Origin of the sequence: Vreelandella olivaria (assembly GCF_023507745.1) — a bacterium.
GTDB lineage: Bacteria > Pseudomonadota > Gammaproteobacteria > Pseudomonadales > Halomonadaceae > Vreelandella > Vreelandella olivaria_A.
Genome location: NZ_JALPZO010000118.1, coordinates 1 through 16,890, shown reverse-complemented (window position 1 = coordinate 16,890; position 16,890 = coordinate 1). Strand labels below are relative to the sequence as shown.

The following is a 16,890-nucleotide window of genomic DNA, read 5'->3' as shown; positions in this document are numbered from 1 at the left end:
ATGCAGAAGAAGATGGCATCTGCAATAACTCAAAAAAACCTAACTATTCATTTTAAAGTGGCGTAGACGCAGCCCCAGCGCCGTCAACCATACAAAGTAGAGTCCACCGCCCAGCACTACCAATGCGGTTACCCAGCGAATACGCTGCCATAGCCCAAAATCCAGCCACGCCTGCCAATCGGGCGCTACGCCATAAAGCGCGGCCCCCATCAACATGCTGCCGCCTACCAACTGCACCGTATAGCGCCCCCACCCTGGCTGAAACACCAAAACGCCCTGGCGATAGAGTAAGTAACCTAATAGCCCTGCATTTAAAAACGCCGAAAGCGCCGTCGCCAGTGCCAGGCCCGCATGGGCCAACGGCCATATCAGTATCAGGTTAAATACCATGTTGGCGACCATCGCTATAATGCCCACCTTCACGGGTGTTTTGGTGTCCTGACGGGCAAAAAAGCCCGGTGCAAGGACTTTGATCAGCATAAACGCCACCAAACCAAAGGCGTAAGCTCGCAAACTCATCGCGGCCATTTGGATATCGTGGTCGGTCATTGCGCCGTAGTGAAAAAGCGTAATCAATAACGGTTCGGCCAATATCGCCAATGCCAGTGCAGCGGGTACACCCAGCAACAGCACCACCCTTATGGCCCAATCGAGCATCGCTGCAAAGTGTGCCGACGACTGCTCCGCATGCCGCTTGGAAAGCGCGGGCAGAATGACGGTGCCAATCGCCACACCAAAGACGCCTAACGGTAACTCTACCAACCTGTCGGAGTAGTAAAGCCATGACACACTACCAGCGACTAGCAGCGACGCTAAAATGGTATCCAACAGTAAATTGATCTGCGAGACCGAGACGCCAAACAACGCAGGCACCATGAGTTTCAAAATACGCTTTACGCCATCGTGGGCAAAGTTTGGCCACGGGGTAGGCAGTAACCCCAAACGCAGCAGAAACGGAACCTGAAACGCCAGCTGTGCCGCACCCGCGATAAGTACGCCCCACGCCAGCGACATGGCCGGTTCTTCCATCAGCGGCATTAAAAACAGGGCGGCACCAATCAGCGAAAGATTTAACAGCACCGGGGTAAAGGCAGGTACTGCAAAGCGGTTCCAGGTATTGAGCACACTGCCAGAAAACGCCGTTAATGAGATCAGCAGCAGATAGGGAAAAGTAAGCCGCAGCATATCCGCAGTCATGGCCAGCTTTTCAGGGTCTCGCCCGAAGCCTGGGGCAAACAGCCAAATCAGCCAGGGAGCGCCGAGCATTGCCAGCGCCGTAATCAGCGCCAGTACTGCCGTCAGGCTGCCAGCAACGGCATTGAGCAGTTCGCGAATTTCCTGCTTGCTGCGCTGAGTGGAATACTCAGAGAGTACCGGCACAAATGCCTGGTTAAAGGCCCCTTCCGCAAACAGGCGGCGCATGAAGTTCGGAATTTTAAAGGCAACAAAAAAGGCATCCGCGCCATTCCCTGCCCCCAAAAACGTGGCCACGACCACATCGCGCACCAACCCCATGACGCGGGAGAGCATGGTCATCGCGCTAACCACCAGCCCAGAACGCATCAGCCCACGGCGCTGGGGTGTCATATTTGCTTGTGGTGGCGTGTTCGCGGTCATCACTCGATCCGTTGAGGTTTAGTCATAAGGGTTGGCAAACCCTACAGGCATGACGCTATCAACCAAAAACATATGGACACAAAAAAACCGGCCGCAGCCGGTTTTTTTATGGCGCCTGCCGGCTTACGCCGCCAGAGCCTTAATGCGCTTGTTCAAACGGCTTTTCAGACGCGCCGCTTTCTTCTTGGAAAGCACGTCTTTATCCGCAATACGATCGACAACCGGCTGCATTGCTTTGAACTCTTCCATCGCCTTGCCATGGTCACCGGTGTTGATCGCTTTGATCACACGCTTGATGTAGGTGCGGACCATGCTGCGTTGGCTGGATTTCAGGACACGACGACTCTCGGCCTGACGGGCGCGCTTGCGTGCTTGCTTGCTGTTCGCCACTGGTATCTCCTTGGAGAATAAAGGTTGCCGGTAAACGGCAACGGATTAACTATGTGTTTGTCGGCCATACTTACGTGTCAGCACGACATTTCCGTCATTATCTTTCCACAACAACCAATTGATTTAGCAGCCTTTCTAACGCTGCCAAACAGTGTAACGAGCAGTCTAAGCGCTGCCCGCTCACGGGTCTTGTCTGAGAGGATGGCGTAGTCTATCACGCGTAAAGCGGGCTTGCCAGCCGCTTGTCAATCCTTTTAACACGTCTTTTAAACCGAAGATGGTAAAGCACAGTTGGTTAGTCTGCCAAAAACGCAAACTGCGCATACGCGTTACGCAGCCACACTTTCATACGCTGGCGCTCCGCAATATTCATGAGGCTGCGGTCATTGGCTACTGCCCAAAAGCTGCTGTTATTGAAATCAATCTTCTGGGTCAGCCTGGCATGCAGTTTGGGAAGCTCAACAAAGATAGCCCCCTGCTGCTTAGCCTGCTGATAGATATCCGAGCGCTGAAAACGCTCAAAGCTCTCGCCCCGGCCTAGATTTTGTACCACGACGATGCTCACCGGCTGAGATTGATAACGCTCCAGCACCTGGGAAAGCAAAGACACCGAATCAGCACCATCATCCATGACATGCCACCACACCACCTGCGAACCCAGCTCACTCAACAAACCAAACACATCGGTCTCTTCGATCCAGCGGTTAATCGGTAAGGCAGACTGCGCCGCCAAATCAATAATCAGATCCCGCTCGGGGTTTTCCTCCACAGCCGACAACATACCATCCAGGCTGTCGTCGTCCCCAACCACCACGGGAGAGGCAAAATCCTGATAAAAGCGTGAGAACGTGCCGTGGGATGCATCACAATCAAACCCCAGAAACGGCATGTCATGATCGATGTAATACTGTGCCAGCACGCGGGCTGTCATCGATTTCCCTACCCCACCCTTTTCACCACCAATAAAGTGCACCTTGCCCATCCCTACCCCTCCACTCTGGAAAACACTCAACCCTTAGAGCCTGTTTACGATCTCACAAGCTAGCGCCGATTTTGCAACGCGGTCTGGCCGACGCGCAGCAGATCGTGCACAGGTTCTTAGCGAATTTAGCAGGAAATACACAAGGCGGTAGGAATTCGTTAGGTCAGGGTTTCTACATCAGGCCACAGGGGAGTTAACCAACGCTTAAAAAAAGACGGCTGTGATAAAGTAGGCATATTGAGACAGGAGTAGGCATGGCCAATAAACAGCACGATACCGGCTACAAGGAGCTATTCAGCTATCCCGAGTTCGTTCAACAGTTGATGGAAGGGTTTGCCCCACCCGAGATCGCCCAACTAATGAACTTCTCTACGCTCAAAAATCACAGCGGCAACTACATCACCCCATTATTCGAGGAGAAGTTCGAAGACGTGGTGTGGTCGGTGGAGATCACCAGGGAGGGCGTCACCCAAGAGGTGTATCTCTACATCCTGCTGGAGTTTCAGTCGTCGGTGGATCGCACCATGCCGATTCGACTGATGCATTACGTGGCCTGCTTTTACGATCACCTGCTCAAAAATGGCACAACGACACCTCGTAAAGGGCTGCCTCCCATTCTGCCGATTGTGCTCTATAACGGCTCCGAGCGCTGGACGGCTCGCCAGGACATCTACGACATGGTGTACCCGGAACCACCTGCTTTCCTACAGGTCTACCAGCCACACCTACGGTATTACTTGGTGGATGAAGGGCGCTATACTGATGAAGAGTTGGGGCTGCGCCAAACACCGCTCAGTGGCGTCTTCAGTATCGAGAAGGCCTCCGCCGACAGGAAAGGACTACAGCAAGCCGTCGACAGGATCGTGGCCATCATACAAGCCTCTCCTGACAAAGAGCGGATAGACAACATCATCACCCGCTGGCTCAAGCGGTATCTTCAGCGGCTGGGGGCCAAGGCCAACCTAGACCAACTCACGAGTTTGATGGAGGACAAAGACATGTTGGCAGAAAACCTTGAGAACTGGGCAAAACAAGAGCGCCAGGCTGGGCGTCAGGAGGGACGCCAAGAGGGGCGCCAGGAAGCAGAGCAACGCGCCATGGAAAGTAAACGTAATGCCGCCCGCAAGTTGATAGCGCTCACCGAAATGAACGATCAATTAATTGCAGAGATTGAAGAGCTACCTATCGAGGAAGTTGCCAAGCTGCGTGCAGAGACTCAGCACTAGCCCTCCTCCTCGCCCTTCTTACACAGTGGCCTTCCCTGCAATCACCGCTTTAAACCCTGCTTTGGTGATAGGCTGCTTTTTGGCATCAACGACGCTACCACCCAAACGAGCAAACCCTTTGGCCAGAGAAACCAAACGCACCAGTTGGAGCTTGTTGGGAGAAAGAGAAAGGCTGTCTGCAACCACCTTGATACGTACCCCTTTAATAAGATGCTGGTAATTATCATCGGTGAAAGAGGGTAACTTCCCAGGAGGAAAGGCGTTTTCAATGTAGATAGGATTACGGGATGACTCGCCCTTTACGGCAAAGGCGCCAGTACTGCTTTCATACACACCTCCCGCAGATGAAAGCGCCAGCCTTAACCGTTCATTCAAACCAGAGGACGGGCTTTCAAACAGGACGTACACCCCCCAAGAGGTGCCATTTTCATCCACCAGGGTAGGTGCTGGCTCACGCGCTTTCAATTGTAAACCGCTAGAGGGTTTGCGTCGCCGCTTAGCGCCTATACCAGGCGACCACATCTTATTACTCAGTATTAGATACGCTGCAACACAACCGCTGGTTAGGCTAAGCCACATGGCACCAATCGCCACTATCAGCACCAACGTCCGAGTGTCCATTGCCCTTTGCTCATGTTGTCAGCCAGATGGGTAACCGCCCTTACCATGAAAGGTAAGTCAGACAACCAAAGTGTTGCAAGCTAATAAATAGCCCTAAGCAGTACATCCACTTAATAAGCAAAAATAGTAATCTACTGAGAAAAACGCCTACATAAGCGCTCTCAGAGATACGCTATTCTTCCATTTAGCGCTAGCAAAGCTGTGGCAAAGTCACCACTGCTGCATAGAACTATGCTTATCTACCTAACGTTTTTGTACTTGGGCCCACCACTATATGGCTACTCTTTTTGTTACAGGCGGCGCAGGGTTTATTGGTAGTGCCGTTGTGCGCTACTTGATAGAAAATACTGATTGTCGCGTCATCAATATCGACAAGCTGACCTATGCAGCTAACCTTAGCGCGCTAGGAGAGGCGCTTAACAATGAGCGGCACCTTCTAGCACAGGTGGATATTTGCGACCAAACGGCACTAGCCGCACTTTTTACTCAGCACCAACCTGATGCGGTAATGCATTTAGCGGCAGAAAGCCACGTAGACCGTTCGATCAGCGGCCCCGCTGACTTTATTCAGACGAACATTGTAGGCACCTACACCCTGCTGGAAGCCAGCCGCCACTACTGGCAGATGTTAGAGGGAAGTAAACAGGAGCAATTTCGCTTTCACCACGTTTCGACCGATGAGGTTTATGGCGACCTGGCACCGGCCGCCCCTGCGTTTTCTGAAACGACTCCTTACGCACCCAGCTCGCCCTACTCGGCCAGCAAAGCGGGCTCTGATCATTTAGTAAGGGCCTGGCACCGCACCTATGGCCTTCCTATCGTGGTTACCAATTGTTCAAACAACTACGGGCCATGGCAGCACCAGGAAAAATTAATCCCTTTAATGATCAACCAAGCTCTGGCAGGTGAAGCCCTGCCTGTTTACGGGAATGGTCAGCAACGCCGTGACTGGCTTTACGTGGATGACCATGCTCAGGCTCTCTATCGAGTCCTTACCCGTGGTCGTATTGGTGAAACCTATAACATCGGGGGGAGTAACGAGCATGCCAACATTGATGTGGTCAATGAGGTATGCACACTCCTGGACGAACTTGCCCCTCGGCCCTCTGGCTCGTACGCAGAGCAGATCAGCTACGTACCCGATCGCCCAGGGCACGACCAGCGCTACGCGATAGATAATCGTAAAATTACCAATAATTTAAACTGGAAACCAATAGAAAACTTTACTAGCGGGCTGCGTAAAACCGTTACATGGGAGCTAAACAGGCGTAAGCACTCGCTAAGTAAAGAAGTCAACATGGGCGCCGATAAAGACATTATTACCCATAACGAAGGGCAGCCATGAAAGGCATTATTTTGGCAGGTGGCAGCGGTTCAAGGCTGTACCCCATCACCATGGGCGTATCCAAGCAGCTTCTGCCTATCTACGACAAACCCATGATTTACTACCCGCTTTCTGTGCTGATGCTGGCGGGTATTCAGGACATCCTGATCATCACCACGCCAGATGACCAAGCAAGCTTTCAGCGGCTTCTTGGTGACGGCAGCCAATTCGGCATCAACCTAAGCTATGCTGCCCAACCTAAACCAGAAGGGCTAGCGCAAGCATTCCTGATAGGGGAAAAATTTATCGGTGCCGACAGCGTTTGCCTGGTGCTGGGCGATAACATCTTCTACGGCCAAGGTTTCACACCTAAGCTACGCCAGGCATCGCTCCGCAAAAACGGGGCCACGGTTTTTGGCTACCAAGTCAAAGACCCCGAACGGTTTGGTGTTGTCGAGTTCGACACGAACCGCCGTGTAGTTAGCATTGAAGAAAAGCCACAAAACCCTCATTCTAACTATGCCATAACAGGGCTCTACTTTTATGACAATGATGTGATTGAGATCGCCAAACAGGTGATCCCCTCCCATCGGGGTGAGCTAGAAATTACCAGCATCAATCAAGCCTATTTGGCCCGAGGAGATTTACATGTTGAACTGCTAGGCCGTGGTTTTGCATGGCTGGACACCGGCACGCATGAAAGCCTGTTGGAGGCAGCCCAGTTTGTCGAAACCATTGAAAAGCGCCAGGGCTACAAAATTGCCTGCCTGGAAGAGATTGCTTTTAACCAAGGATGGATGAGTCAACAAGAGTTAATAAAGCATAGCCAGCACTTTGATAAAAATGGGTACGGTGCTTATATCAGACAGCTAACGAGAGAAGCATGAGCGATAAGCCAATCTACGTAACCGAGCCCTTTCTCCCCCCATTAGAAGAGTTCATTCCGTATCTGGAAGAAATTTGGGAGAGTAAACGACTTACTAATAACGGCCCCATGCATGAAAAGCTGGAAGACGCACTGTGTGAATATTTGGGTGTGCCTGAAATCGCGCTTTTCAATAATGGCACTATTGCGCTTCTAACTGCACTCAAAGCACTACATATTACTGGAGAAGTAATAACCACCCCTTTTACATTCATAGCTACATCACATGCACTAACCTGGAATGGTTTGACCCCTATTTTTGTTGATATTGACCCCAACACATTTAACATTGACCCCAGTAAAATCGAAGCCGCCATTACGCCAAGAACTACTGCAATATTGCCCGTTCATTGTTTCGGAAATCCTTGCGATGTAGAAGCAATACAAGAAATAGCTGATAAATATAATCTTAAAGTTATTTATGACGCGGCCCATGCTTTTGGTGTAGAAGATAAAGGGGGGAGTATTTTAAGACATGGTAATTTGAGTGCGGTGAGCTTTCATGCCACCAAAGTTTTCAATACATTTGAGGGTGGAGCTATTATCTGCCATGATAAAAAAACGAAACAGCATATAAAGAGTTTAAAAAACTTTGGAATAGTTGATGAAGTAACGGTTGTTGCAGCAGGCATAAATGGAAAAATGGGAGAAGTCAATGCTGCTTTTGGGCTGTTGCAACTAAAGTATATAGAAAAAGCAATTGCTAGACGAAAGACAGCTGATCAATTTTATCGAGATAAGCTAAAGAATATAAATGGAATAAGCACAATTGATTTTTCTAGTCAAAATAAAGGTAACAGCTCCTACTTCCCAATTATAGTAGAAGATAGCTACTCGCTAACAAGAGATGAGCTATTCAAAAAACTACAAGAACATAAAATCATGGCTAGGCGATATTTCTACCCTCTAGTAACTGATCAGCCTATGTATAGACAGAGTAACTCTAGAAAATCAGGTGTCTCCAATTTTCCTGTCTCAACAATGATAGCGAAAAAAATAATGTGCCTTCCAATTCATGATCAACTTAACATTTACAACCAGGAAAAAATATTAAACCTCATAAAAGGAGAGCTAGAGTGAAGAAAATATTATTTCTAGGGGGGGCACATATGCAATTACCCCCAATAGAATATGCTGTCAATTCTGGCTATCACGTTATAACTTGTGACTACCTGCCTGACAATCCAGGTCACGAAATAGCGCATGAGTATTTTAATATATCAACTACTGACAAAGAAGGGGTATTAAAATTAGCTGAGAGAAAAAAAATTAACGGCATTGTAGCGTATGCATCAGATCCAGCTGCCCCAACTGCAGCCTATGTAGCAGAAAAGCTAAACCTCCCTGGAAATCCATATGAGTCAGTAAATATTTTAGCAAGGAAAGATTTATTTAGGAGTTTTTTAATAGAAAACGGATTTAACACTCCTAAAAATAGTGTATTCCGTAAGCTAGAAGACGCTATAGAATGGTGTAGCGAAGTTAAATTCCCTTTAATTATGAAACCTGTTGACTCATCAGGCAGCAAAGGCGTATCGCTCTTAAAAAACAAAGCAGAACTTAGATCACTTTTTAATGATGCATTAAGCTACTCATTTTCGGGAAAAGTTATTATTGAGGAATACATAGAAAAATCAGGATACCAAATTGATAGCGACGTATTTCTTTTGGATGGAGAGCTTATATTTTGGTACTGGGGGGACCAGCATCAAGACAAGGAGTGCAACCCTCATGCTCCAATCGGTATTAGCTTTCCAACAATGCTCTCAAAAAATCATCAGGTTTTAGCAGCCTCTGAAATTGAAAGGTTACTCAAGTTGCTAAACATGAAAACGGGTGCTTTTAATGTAGAATTCTTTTTTGATTCCACAGGCAAGATATGGATCATTGAAATCGGTCCTAGAAATGGTGGAAACCTGATACCAGAAGTGATACGTGAATCCACAGGAATTGACTTAATAAAAATGACTGTTGACGCAGCTGTAAGCAATAAAACGGCCATTCAAAAATTTTCAAACCCCACCATATGCTGTGCTAGTTATATATTACACGCGAAAAAAGACGGTATCCTTGAAGAAATAAAAATTTCTGAAAAAATTAAGAAAAAAACTATCAAATATAATCAATACAAAAAAATTGGTGATATGGTAAAAAAATACAAAAACTCTCAGGACTCTATTGGCTCAATGATAATTAAATTCAGTAACATAGATGAAATGTCACAAATCATGACCAATGCAGAGGATTTTATAGATGTCAAAGTTAGCTAAAAAATACGCAGGTATATATCAAAATCATAAGGAAGGTATTGTTGACCTTACTCAAACATGTAACCATCCGCTTTCATTTAGATACAGTGAGATATTCAATGCTGCTCTGATCAATGCAACTCCACACTTAGGAAGAATTTCTCCTGGATGGACTTTAAATCATAACGCTCCTTTTTATGAAGCAGTAGCCCTCTTAGCGTTCGATGACACATATGAGGAAAAACTAACAAAATTAAAAAAATCCTTATCGATATTTTACGAAAAATTTCAACCACGTAACTCACTTGAGTGGTTTAATGTTTCTTTAAAGAGCTCGCAGTTAAATGTCACTCCTCCTTGGGGAAGCGTACTCCCCTGGAGGGCAAGGAGTTCTGAAAGCTACCAAACTGCTATTACAGAAGCAATATTAAAAGAAAACTTACGTGAAGGATTTTCAGAAGGGATAGAAAGCGGATGGCCAATGTGCGGCCCAATGTGCAGTACAAAAAAAGCCGTAGAGGCAAAACGGTTATTAGACTTGGTTATCAGCATAGAAACAAGAGGTTATATAAGAAATAATGGCCCAGATGGAGATATTAAGGCAACGGCCTTAATAGATAAGGATGAGAAGTCTTGGAAATGGTTGGTTACCAGCGGCTACCATAGAGCATGTGTCCTAGCAGCTCTTAAATACCAGTCAATCCCAATCAGAATAAACAATATCATCCATGTTAATCATGTGCATTTTTGGCCCCATGTACAGGATGGGCTGTATACCGCAGAAGAAGCCGAACAGGTATTTTTTTCTATTTTTGAAGGAAGGGAGTTAAATTAGCAATGGCAAAGCATAATTCGTACCATCGTGCACCTTCGCGTTTCACTCCTGAAGAGGCACCTACTGACAAACATTATTATAAAAATATATATTATGGAGAACCACATGACAAAATGTTTGAAAAAAGTAGATTTCACTATATAGAGAAACATGTCTGTTATAAACATAAAAGCGTACTCGATATTGGTTGCAATACAGGTTTTTTTATTTTCGAAGCTCTCGATAAAGGGGCTAAAAAAGTTAAAGGTTATGAAGGAAGCAAAGCAGCTTATGAGCTTCTTTCTAGTTATGTAGACTGCACCAATGATAATATAACAATTAAAAATTGTTATTTTCCTCTAAAGGAAAACCCGAATGAGAAGTATGATGTAGTACATCTACTTAATGTTGTGCATCACCTTGGATCTGATTATGGTAAAACGGGACCAGACGATGACTTAGATGGAATAAAAAGCGATGTTCTTTTTCAGATAAACAATATGGCTCACTGGGCCGAACACTTGGTCTTCCAGATGGGGTTTAATTTACATGGAGACGTTAATAAACCCTTATTTAGCAATGGTACAAAAAAAGAAATGATTGAGTTCATCAAATCAGGAATAATGAATCATTGGGAAATTGTGAGTATTGGAGTAGCGCAAAGCAATAATGGCTATATTTCTTATTTCGACTTAGATCCACACAACATAGCGCGTGACAATAGCCTTGGCGAGTTCCTTAATAGACCGATATTTATCTTAAAATCTTTATCCAGCATATAAAAACAAACACCATCTAATACTTCACATTTCATAAAAGGGCAATATATCATAATATTGTCCTTTGTCTACCATATACTCTTAACTTATTGATATATTATATACTACCATTTCTCTTCATTAAAACAAAAGTGGGCCAAGCTCTTTTAATAGCTTTGAAGCCTTTATAATATATTCATTATCATTAGAACCAACTACATCATCCCTTTTTCTCAACCTTACCAAACAATCAACTTCAACTAATATTTTCTTTTCTGAAACAAGCCCTTGTAAATGCGGGTAAAAACTCGACAAGCACTCTAAATTTTTAGACCATCTACTTAATTCATCTTTAATTTCAGAGTCTGAAGATGTAGCTTGTGATGAACTATAAGAACCCTGCCCTCCTCTACGATAAGCTGACATAACATCAGGCAGATACAGCACCCCACTCTCTGACGCAATTGCCTCTAAGAAAAAATCTCCTGGCCCACCGTCAAGATTCCCTTTAAACCTTATATACTCAAGATACATCTCAACTCGCAAAAAGTAGGATGCCGTTGGAGAAAACTGATTCTTCAACCCAAAAATAAGTTTTTGAGGAAGTATTTTTTTTGCGTTTCCATAGTAGCAGAACAGGTCTTCATAATTATTTTCTTGGAAAAATATAATTGCGGGATGCACGCAGAAATGAACTTGACTATTTTGCATCTCTTCGTACTGCTTTTTCAATTTAAAACTATCTAACCAGTAATCATCGCCCTCACATAGAGCAACATAATCCCCCTCTAGCTTACTAATATGTTCATCTTTGAGAGCAACACCATAATGATTGAAATCAGCGTAGTAGACATCTACTATATCTGGATAACTTTCCTCTAGTGCTTTTAAAATCTCTCTTGTACCATCATTTGAGAAATCGTCATAGATCAATACCTTAAAGGCAAAGTCTGTTTTTTGTGTCATAATCCCCTTTATACACTCAAAAATATAGTCTTTATGATTATAGCACATAACTACACACGTCACTTTAACGTTTTCATTAAGCCAATAGCTTTTCACAGCCGTCTGTGAGGGAAGATTAGAAATCATATAACAATATCTCAATTAGATTTATTTGAAAATGCGATTAAAACTTCTTCGACCTGTTCAGAAAACCTCAACCTTATACTAATAGGGTCTAAGATCTCTTTCCTTTTAATATAGCTAATATACGATTTTTCAAAGCCAACCTCACTTGCTTGAGAAATGATTTCACGCAGGGTATATTTCCCGGATCCATTAATAAAATGCTTAATCATAACAATGCACTTGTGCTTTTTCTGAGCTAACGTACTAAAAACTTGGCGACTGTCACTTTCTTCAAGAAAAATTAGCTCAGCGTCATGGCTGATAGCATCAAGCTTCAGTGGCTCACTTTGAACACACGAAATATTTAGCCCCGAAAACCTTTTGCATATTGCACTTAGACTCATGCGATTTATTTTTTTCTTTGAAATCGATGGTGTTAAGCACTCATAGTAAACATCTTCATTACCGTAAAATATGGCTGCACCATTTGCCTTTCTATTAATAGAATTATGATGGGCGTTATTTACTGGAAATCCATATCGTGTTATTAACTTTTTGACTGCAATATCATTTCCACCCTCAAATATATTTTTCTTCCAAAGACTATTTCCTCCCTCATCTTCTGAGGGCCATTCAATCAAGCGAAACTCATAGTTCGAGCGCTTTACTTTAACTCCATTCAGAGATGTCATCCAGAATAGCCAGATATCGTCCGTTGTCGGGCTAAGCTCCATAAAGCGTTTAGCACTTGTGACTTCCAAATAAAAAGCATGTGGTGGATATAAAATACCAGCGCAGCCTGTTGGAACAATCAGACCATCTACTATTTCATCTTTACCTATTTCCCACTTCCACTGACGATAAGGAAGTGGCTTATTATTTTTATCAAGGACCATCTTATGTGCACGATGTGCAACGACGGTTTTAGAGCTATTATCCCAACTATCCACTAGCCCTTTTAGCCAGCCCGGATCATAATAAATATCGTCATCTGCGGTAACGATAAAGCTTCCAGGGTACTCCTTTAGTGTCGGAATAATTTTCTTGTAGGAACGTATATCCTCACAAATGCCTATCCGTATCCCATACTGCTCTAGATCAAGCACTTCCTGAGGAAGATCACCTTGCTCATTCTCGGCAATCCATAACACAATATTGTCCGGCATCACGTCCTGGAGCAGTAAGCTACGCAACGTAAGGTGCAACTTATTGAAGCGTGGCTTGTATGATGTAAGCGAGATGACCAAGTGCCCCGGTAGTGTGTGATTCGCCTTTCTGATAGTGAGCGGTGCCTTAGCAACAAATTTTTGTAATTCTTCAATATTCGAAGCAGCCGAAGGGCTCTTCGTTGATAGTTTTGGCAAAAGTCCCTGCTCTTCCAAAAACTCAATCGCTTTTTCCTGGTTAATATCCGCAATCAGTTCAAATGCCATATCATGGGCAGCAAAGCCTGCGCTGAGAATAAAGGCCAGCTTCATACGCTCTTTTTCACCCAAGGCTGCCATGCGCTCAGGGCTGGGGAGAAAGAGTACATCGGCGCCTTCCTGCTCAGAAGCACAGGACACTTTTGCATTTAGCTGTTCAGGTAAATGGCTATGGTGGCGAATATTATGCAGACGGTAAAACCGGAAGCCGTTACGGCTGGCCCAGTGCTGCAGCTCGGCCAAGCTAGGTTGGCGTTCATGGGTGAGCTGAAACGCGACGCGGGCCTGAATTAGCAGAGTTTCCTTAAGTGACTGCTTACCATGCTCCAATACAGCCATGGCATCACTTAGCTCATCCAGAATCAACCAATCTAGGCTTTCCAGGCCGTTGATGCTGTCCAAAGCCACCGTGCTGATGGGTAATTCCGTTAACAATTGAGCGTTAAGGTGGTGGCGTTTGGGGAGTGTTTCAGCCTCCAGGGGTTTCAGGGTGCTGGTCATCTCCGGTGCGACACAGGCGTGAAGCGTTGCCGTTTCTCCATCCCCCAGCAGGGCGTGCTGGAAAAGCTGGATAGCATCGCTGCCTTCGTACTGCTTGGCATCCTTGATCTCACTGGCGGGATCAAAGGCGACGATGGCAAAGGCGCCTGTGGCTACCATCTGTTCAGCCAGGCCACTTTTGATCAGGCTGGCGCGGTTATCCAGCACCACGATTTTACCCTTTAGCTGCCAGGTAAAGTCATTGGTTAGCCACAAGCGTGTGGTTTGTGCTTCATCGCTATGCAATGGCTCTGCTTGTGGCCCGGCCTTGGCTAACACCAATGCCTGGAGTGAGCTATCAGCCTTGAACTCGGGCTGTGTTGCTTGAGATGCCAGACACTGGCGATGACGTTTTTTCTGGTGAAAAGCAAACTCATTATTGCCTGCGCGAGGGCGCACCAGTGGCGTTAGTGCGGCGAGCAGGCGGTCAGTAGCGCGGTCAATATGGTGTTTCTCCGCCCCCACCTTCCAAGCCCGTGCCACATAATCCTGATACAGCGCTTCGTCATCATAAAATGTCACAACAGCATCAAAAAACGGTTGCAGCTCTTCATCGCTCAGCAGGTGCTGATAGGGTTCTTCGTAGCAAACCTTCGGGAAGTCAAAGGCGATACCAGCGTCATCAATCATTTCCGGCATCCCACCCCGGTTGGTGATTAGCGCGGGAATGCCATTAAGCATGGCTTCCGCCAGTACACGGCCAGAGCTTTCCCACCATAGGCTGGGGGCAGCCAGTACCCGTGCCCTGCTATAGGGGCCACGCATATCACTGGTGTTGGGCGTTACGGTTATGTTGCTCAGCGAACTGCGCTGTTTACCCATGCGCTGCGTGGTTTCCCGCAGTACCGCCGACCAGTCAGCGCGCGCCTCTACTACTTCCAGCGCGATATCAGGGCGTTCACGCTCCAGCTTTTCCGCCAGTTGCACGAACACGCTGGCTCCTTTCTGCCAGCTGGGGTTTACAAACAACAACCGCTCACGCTGGTGACGTTCGGCAACAAACGTTTCCGGGGCAATGAATTTGCCAACGGGTTTGGAAGCATAACCAACGCGCTTACGGTACATATCCGCGGTGGCCTGGCTATCGGTGAGGATCAAGTCCACATCGCGGCACCAACGGGGTGCCTTGTAGTTGCCATTGGCGAGATAAAAAGCCACGGGGATACCGCGATCACGGGCTTCATCGGCAATCAGCATATCCAGCGTTTGGCCACCGTAAAACCACACTACATCGGGCTTGAAACTATCCAGCAGGTAAAGGTACTGACTATACCAAAGGCCCTCTTCATGGGTGGTAAAATGGTTACGATTATGGCTGTAGCTCACGACCAACTGATGAGTCAGCGGGCCATCTTCGGCTTCAATCAACTTGTGCAGGTGCTTGCTGAGGTCCGAAAACTGCTCCTTTAACCGCCCCATACCCTTGGGGTTATCAAACACCGTCGCCCCCAGCACCTGCACCTCGTAGCCGTTAGCCACCAGTTGCAATAGCATCTGGCGTACCGTCATGCTGGCACCACTGGAGGTATCCATCAGACAGAAAGGATTGGCCCACAACAGGCGAGGTTTACGTTTTTGAGATACAGGTGCAGAAGGTTTCTTGGCCATGCAGCAACTCATATAGAAAAATGGCAGTGTAGCTAGAGCATACACCGCCTGCGCCACCTGCAAAGGGGCGAATGCCCCTGTATTTAGGTGGTATTTCCGCTATTCAATGCTGATAGCGAGAGGGTATGTGGTTCTCACCATGTGCTGCAATATCTGATAAAGCAATTCAAGCAGAGGTGATGATTATGAAAAGTCGCATTCACTACAATTTGCGATGAAGCAGGCTGCAGAGCCGTACTTCAAAACCACCCATGACCTTTATGGCCGATATCCCTTGCACAGTGCACATAAAGTGTCAGACTATGGATATCCATAACAGAGTGAAATATATCAAAAGACATGGAATAATCTGTGTCTCATTTATATACAAAGGCTGCAAAGGAGACCAAGACCATGAAGATATTATCTTCACGCCGTCAGCGGCTGCTACGCACCATAGGTAGCCTTATCGATATCCAACCCAGCACAGATTATCGCGCTGTAATAGATACCCATAAAACAGACCTTGAGCGCCTAAGTTCTGACTGGGATCGCATTGGCAAGGATTTAGAGCGAGCTGTTGAAAAATATGACCACACCTTCATCAAATCAACAGCCCCACGAGGGGCTGCCGAAGTCTGATCAGCAAGGTCACAAACCACTCTCTCAAGATAGCGATGCGGGTTCGGCAACTGATCCATCTGAAGAGCAGAAAGAACTAGCCCTACTGGGCACACTGCTTAGCAAGGATGAGCGCTCAGACAAGGAACAACAAGAGCTTGACCAACTACTAGAACGCCATGGCCCAGATGTAGCGCTCGCAATTCGCAGCACAACTACCACTGCTGCGTTTCAAAGCCCGCTCCCTCCACCTAACATCCTTAAAGCTTACGATGAGATTGTTCCTGGGGCAGCCGCCCGTATCATCGACTGGGCCGATCGAACGTGAGCACCGCCATGCAACAGAAACCACTATCATTCGCGCTGAAACCACACGAGACCTGCGTGGGCAGATGCTAGCAGCCACAGTGGCCTTATCGGGCTTTGGCGTAGCGGCCTTAGCACTGTCTCTTGGCCATCCTGCCGTTGCTGCTCTTATTACAGCAATGGACATTGGTGGCATGGTTGCGGCTTTTATTTACGGTCGCCGTCAGGAAAATTAAGGCTCTGGATGTTTAGTTCAGGGTGTAATGGCCTAAGTTTGACAGTGATTAAAACCATACCATGAGCATATTCTGAATCGCCCCAGGTTTCGTAGACACCTCTAGGCCTTATACTAAAGGTATCTAGGAGGATCCATGAGCCGTCCCCGTTACACTGAAGAATTCAAAATCGAAGCCGTTAAACAGGTGGTAGAGCGTG

The 16,890-nt window shown here is 46.5% G+C and carries 15 protein-coding genes; 9 read left to right on the top strand and 6 right to left on the bottom strand.

All coding sequences use genetic code 11. The features are described 5' to 3' along the window. Positions 1-39: 39 nt before the first annotated feature. From murJ to HP566_RS11990, 3 genes are all read right to left on the bottom strand, one after another. Positions 40-1,617 carry a murein biosynthesis integral membrane protein MurJ gene (gene murJ, locus HP566_RS12000; RefSeq protein ID WP_249977500.1) on the bottom strand — a complete coding sequence of 526 codons (1,578 nt, stop codon included), beginning with the start codon at positions 1,615-1,617 and terminating at the stop codon, positions 40-42. A gap of 123 nt (positions 1,618-1,740) precedes the next feature. Beyond that, entirely contained in the window at positions 1,741-2,007 is a 267-nt protein-coding gene (gene rpsT, locus HP566_RS11995) for a 30S ribosomal protein S20 (protein WP_249977499.1), read from the bottom strand. A 295-nt stretch (positions 2,008-2,302) separates the two neighbouring features. After that, the gene (locus HP566_RS11990; protein WP_249977498.1) at positions 2,303-2,989 is read right to left on the bottom strand and encodes a mobilization protein; all 687 of its coding nucleotides are present in this window, start codon (positions 2,987-2,989) and stop codon (positions 2,303-2,305) included. Between the two features lie 254 nt (positions 2,990-3,243). On the opposite strand from HP566_RS11990, the gene HP566_RS11985 reads away from it, so the two are divergent. Further along, positions 3,244-4,215, top strand: a complete 972-nt coding sequence (locus HP566_RS11985) for an Rpn family recombination-promoting nuclease/putative transposase (RefSeq protein ID WP_249977497.1) — start codon at positions 3,244-3,246, stop codon at positions 4,213-4,215. A gap of 18 nt (positions 4,216-4,233) precedes the next feature. Here the strand turns inward: HP566_RS11985 and HP566_RS11980 are convergent, their stop codons facing one another. After that, positions 4,234-4,836 (bottom strand): hypothetical protein, encoded by a 603-nt coding sequence (locus HP566_RS11980; RefSeq protein WP_249977496.1) that lies wholly within the window; start codon positions 4,834-4,836, stop codon positions 4,234-4,236. A 274-nt stretch (positions 4,837-5,110) separates the two neighbouring features. Here HP566_RS11980 and rfbB point away from each other — a divergent pair, with 274 nt between their 5' ends. Genes rfbB through HP566_RS11950 form a run of 6 tightly spaced genes read left to right on the top strand, consistent with a single transcriptional unit; the run spans position 5,111 to position 10,930 of the window. Continuing rightward, positions 5,111-6,181, top strand: a complete 1,071-nt coding sequence (gene rfbB / locus HP566_RS11975) for a dTDP-glucose 4,6-dehydratase (RefSeq protein WP_249977495.1) — start codon at positions 5,111-5,113, stop codon at positions 6,179-6,181. Beyond that, positions 6,178-7,047, top strand: a complete 870-nt coding sequence (rfbA, locus tag HP566_RS11970; protein WP_249977494.1) for a glucose-1-phosphate thymidylyltransferase RfbA — start codon at positions 6,178-6,180, stop codon at positions 7,045-7,047. The genes rfbB and rfbA overlap by 4 nt, the downstream gene beginning before the upstream one ends. Then, a complete protein-coding gene (locus HP566_RS11965; RefSeq protein WP_249977493.1) occupies positions 7,044-8,165 on the top strand; it encodes a DegT/DnrJ/EryC1/StrS family aminotransferase in 1,122 nt (373 codons plus the stop codon). Before rfbA ends, HP566_RS11965 begins: the two co-directional genes overlap by 4 nt. After that, positions 8,162-9,355, top strand: a complete 1,194-nt coding sequence (locus HP566_RS11960) for an ATP-grasp domain-containing protein (protein ID WP_249977492.1) — start codon at positions 8,162-8,164, stop codon at positions 9,353-9,355. The genes HP566_RS11965 and HP566_RS11960 overlap by 4 nt, the downstream gene beginning before the upstream one ends. After that, positions 9,339-10,169, top strand: a complete 831-nt coding sequence (locus HP566_RS11955; RefSeq protein WP_249977491.1) for a hypothetical protein — start codon at positions 9,339-9,341, stop codon at positions 10,167-10,169. The genes HP566_RS11960 and HP566_RS11955 overlap by 17 nt, the downstream gene beginning before the upstream one ends. Positions 10,170-10,171: 2 nt before the next feature. Further along, entirely contained in the window at positions 10,172-10,930 is a 759-nt protein-coding gene (locus HP566_RS11950; RefSeq protein WP_249977490.1) for a class I SAM-dependent methyltransferase, read from the top strand. Positions 10,931-11,047: 117 nt separating this feature from the next. On the opposite strand, the gene HP566_RS11945 is transcribed toward HP566_RS11950, so the two are convergent. Next, positions 11,048-11,998, bottom strand: coding sequence for a glycosyltransferase family 2 protein (locus HP566_RS11945; RefSeq protein WP_249977489.1), 951 nt, complete (start codon positions 11,996-11,998; stop codon positions 11,048-11,050). An 11-nt stretch (positions 11,999-12,009) separates the two neighbouring features. Beyond that, complete coding sequence (locus HP566_RS11940) at positions 12,010-15,549, bottom strand: glycosyltransferase (RefSeq protein WP_249977488.1); 3,540 nt, start codon at positions 15,547-15,549, stop codon at positions 12,010-12,012. A 393-nt stretch (positions 15,550-15,942) separates the two neighbouring features. On the opposite strand from HP566_RS11940, the gene HP566_RS11935 reads away from it, so the two are divergent. Next, the gene (locus tag HP566_RS11935) at positions 15,943-16,170 is read left to right on the top strand and encodes a hypothetical protein (RefSeq protein WP_249977487.1); all 228 of its coding nucleotides are present in this window, start codon (positions 15,943-15,945) and stop codon (positions 16,168-16,170) included. Next, on the top strand, positions 16,118-16,477 hold the full coding sequence (locus HP566_RS11930; RefSeq protein ID WP_249977486.1) for a DUF2335 domain-containing protein: 360 nt from the start codon (positions 16,118-16,120) through the stop codon (positions 16,475-16,477). The genes HP566_RS11935 and HP566_RS11930 overlap by 53 nt, the downstream gene beginning before the upstream one ends. Positions 16,478-16,890 lie beyond the last annotated feature (413 nt).

Excerpts from the sequence above, each read along its gene's own strand:
- murJ (WP_249977500.1), bottom strand. The coding sequence starts at position 1,617 with ATGACCGCGAACACGCCACCACAAGCAAATATGACACCCCAGCGCCGT.
- HP566_RS11990 (WP_249977498.1), bottom strand. The coding sequence starts at position 2,989 with ATGGGCAAGGTGCACTTTATTGGTGGTGAAAAGGGTGGGGTAGGGAAA.
- HP566_RS11985 (WP_249977497.1), top strand. The coding sequence starts at position 3,244 with ATGGCCAATAAACAGCACGATACCGGCTACAAGGAGCTATTCAGCTAT.
- HP566_RS11980 (WP_249977496.1), bottom strand. The coding sequence starts at position 4,836 with ATGGACACTCGGACGTTGGTGCTGATAGTGGCGATTGGTGCCATGTGG.
- rfbB (WP_249977495.1), top strand. The coding sequence starts at position 5,111 with ATGGCTACTCTTTTTGTTACAGGCGGCGCAGGGTTTATTGGTAGTGCC.
- rfbA (WP_249977494.1), top strand. The coding sequence starts at position 6,178 with ATGAAAGGCATTATTTTGGCAGGTGGCAGCGGTTCAAGGCTGTACCCC.
- HP566_RS11965 (WP_249977493.1), top strand. The coding sequence starts at position 7,044 with ATGAGCGATAAGCCAATCTACGTAACCGAGCCCTTTCTCCCCCCATTA.
- HP566_RS11955 (WP_249977491.1), top strand. The coding sequence starts at position 9,339 with ATGTCAAAGTTAGCTAAAAAATACGCAGGTATATATCAAAATCATAAG.
- HP566_RS11950 (WP_249977490.1), top strand. The coding sequence starts at position 10,172 with ATGGCAAAGCATAATTCGTACCATCGTGCACCTTCGCGTTTCACTCCT.
- HP566_RS11945 (WP_249977489.1), bottom strand. The coding sequence starts at position 11,998 with ATGATTTCTAATCTTCCCTCACAGACGGCTGTGAAAAGCTATTGGCTT.
- HP566_RS11940 (WP_249977488.1), bottom strand. The coding sequence starts at position 15,549 with ATGGCCAAGAAACCTTCTGCACCTGTATCTCAAAAACGTAAACCTCGC.
- HP566_RS11935 (WP_249977487.1), top strand. The coding sequence starts at position 15,943 with ATGAAGATATTATCTTCACGCCGTCAGCGGCTGCTACGCACCATAGGT.
- HP566_RS11930 (WP_249977486.1), top strand. The coding sequence starts at position 16,118 with ATGACCACACCTTCATCAAATCAACAGCCCCACGAGGGGCTGCCGAAG.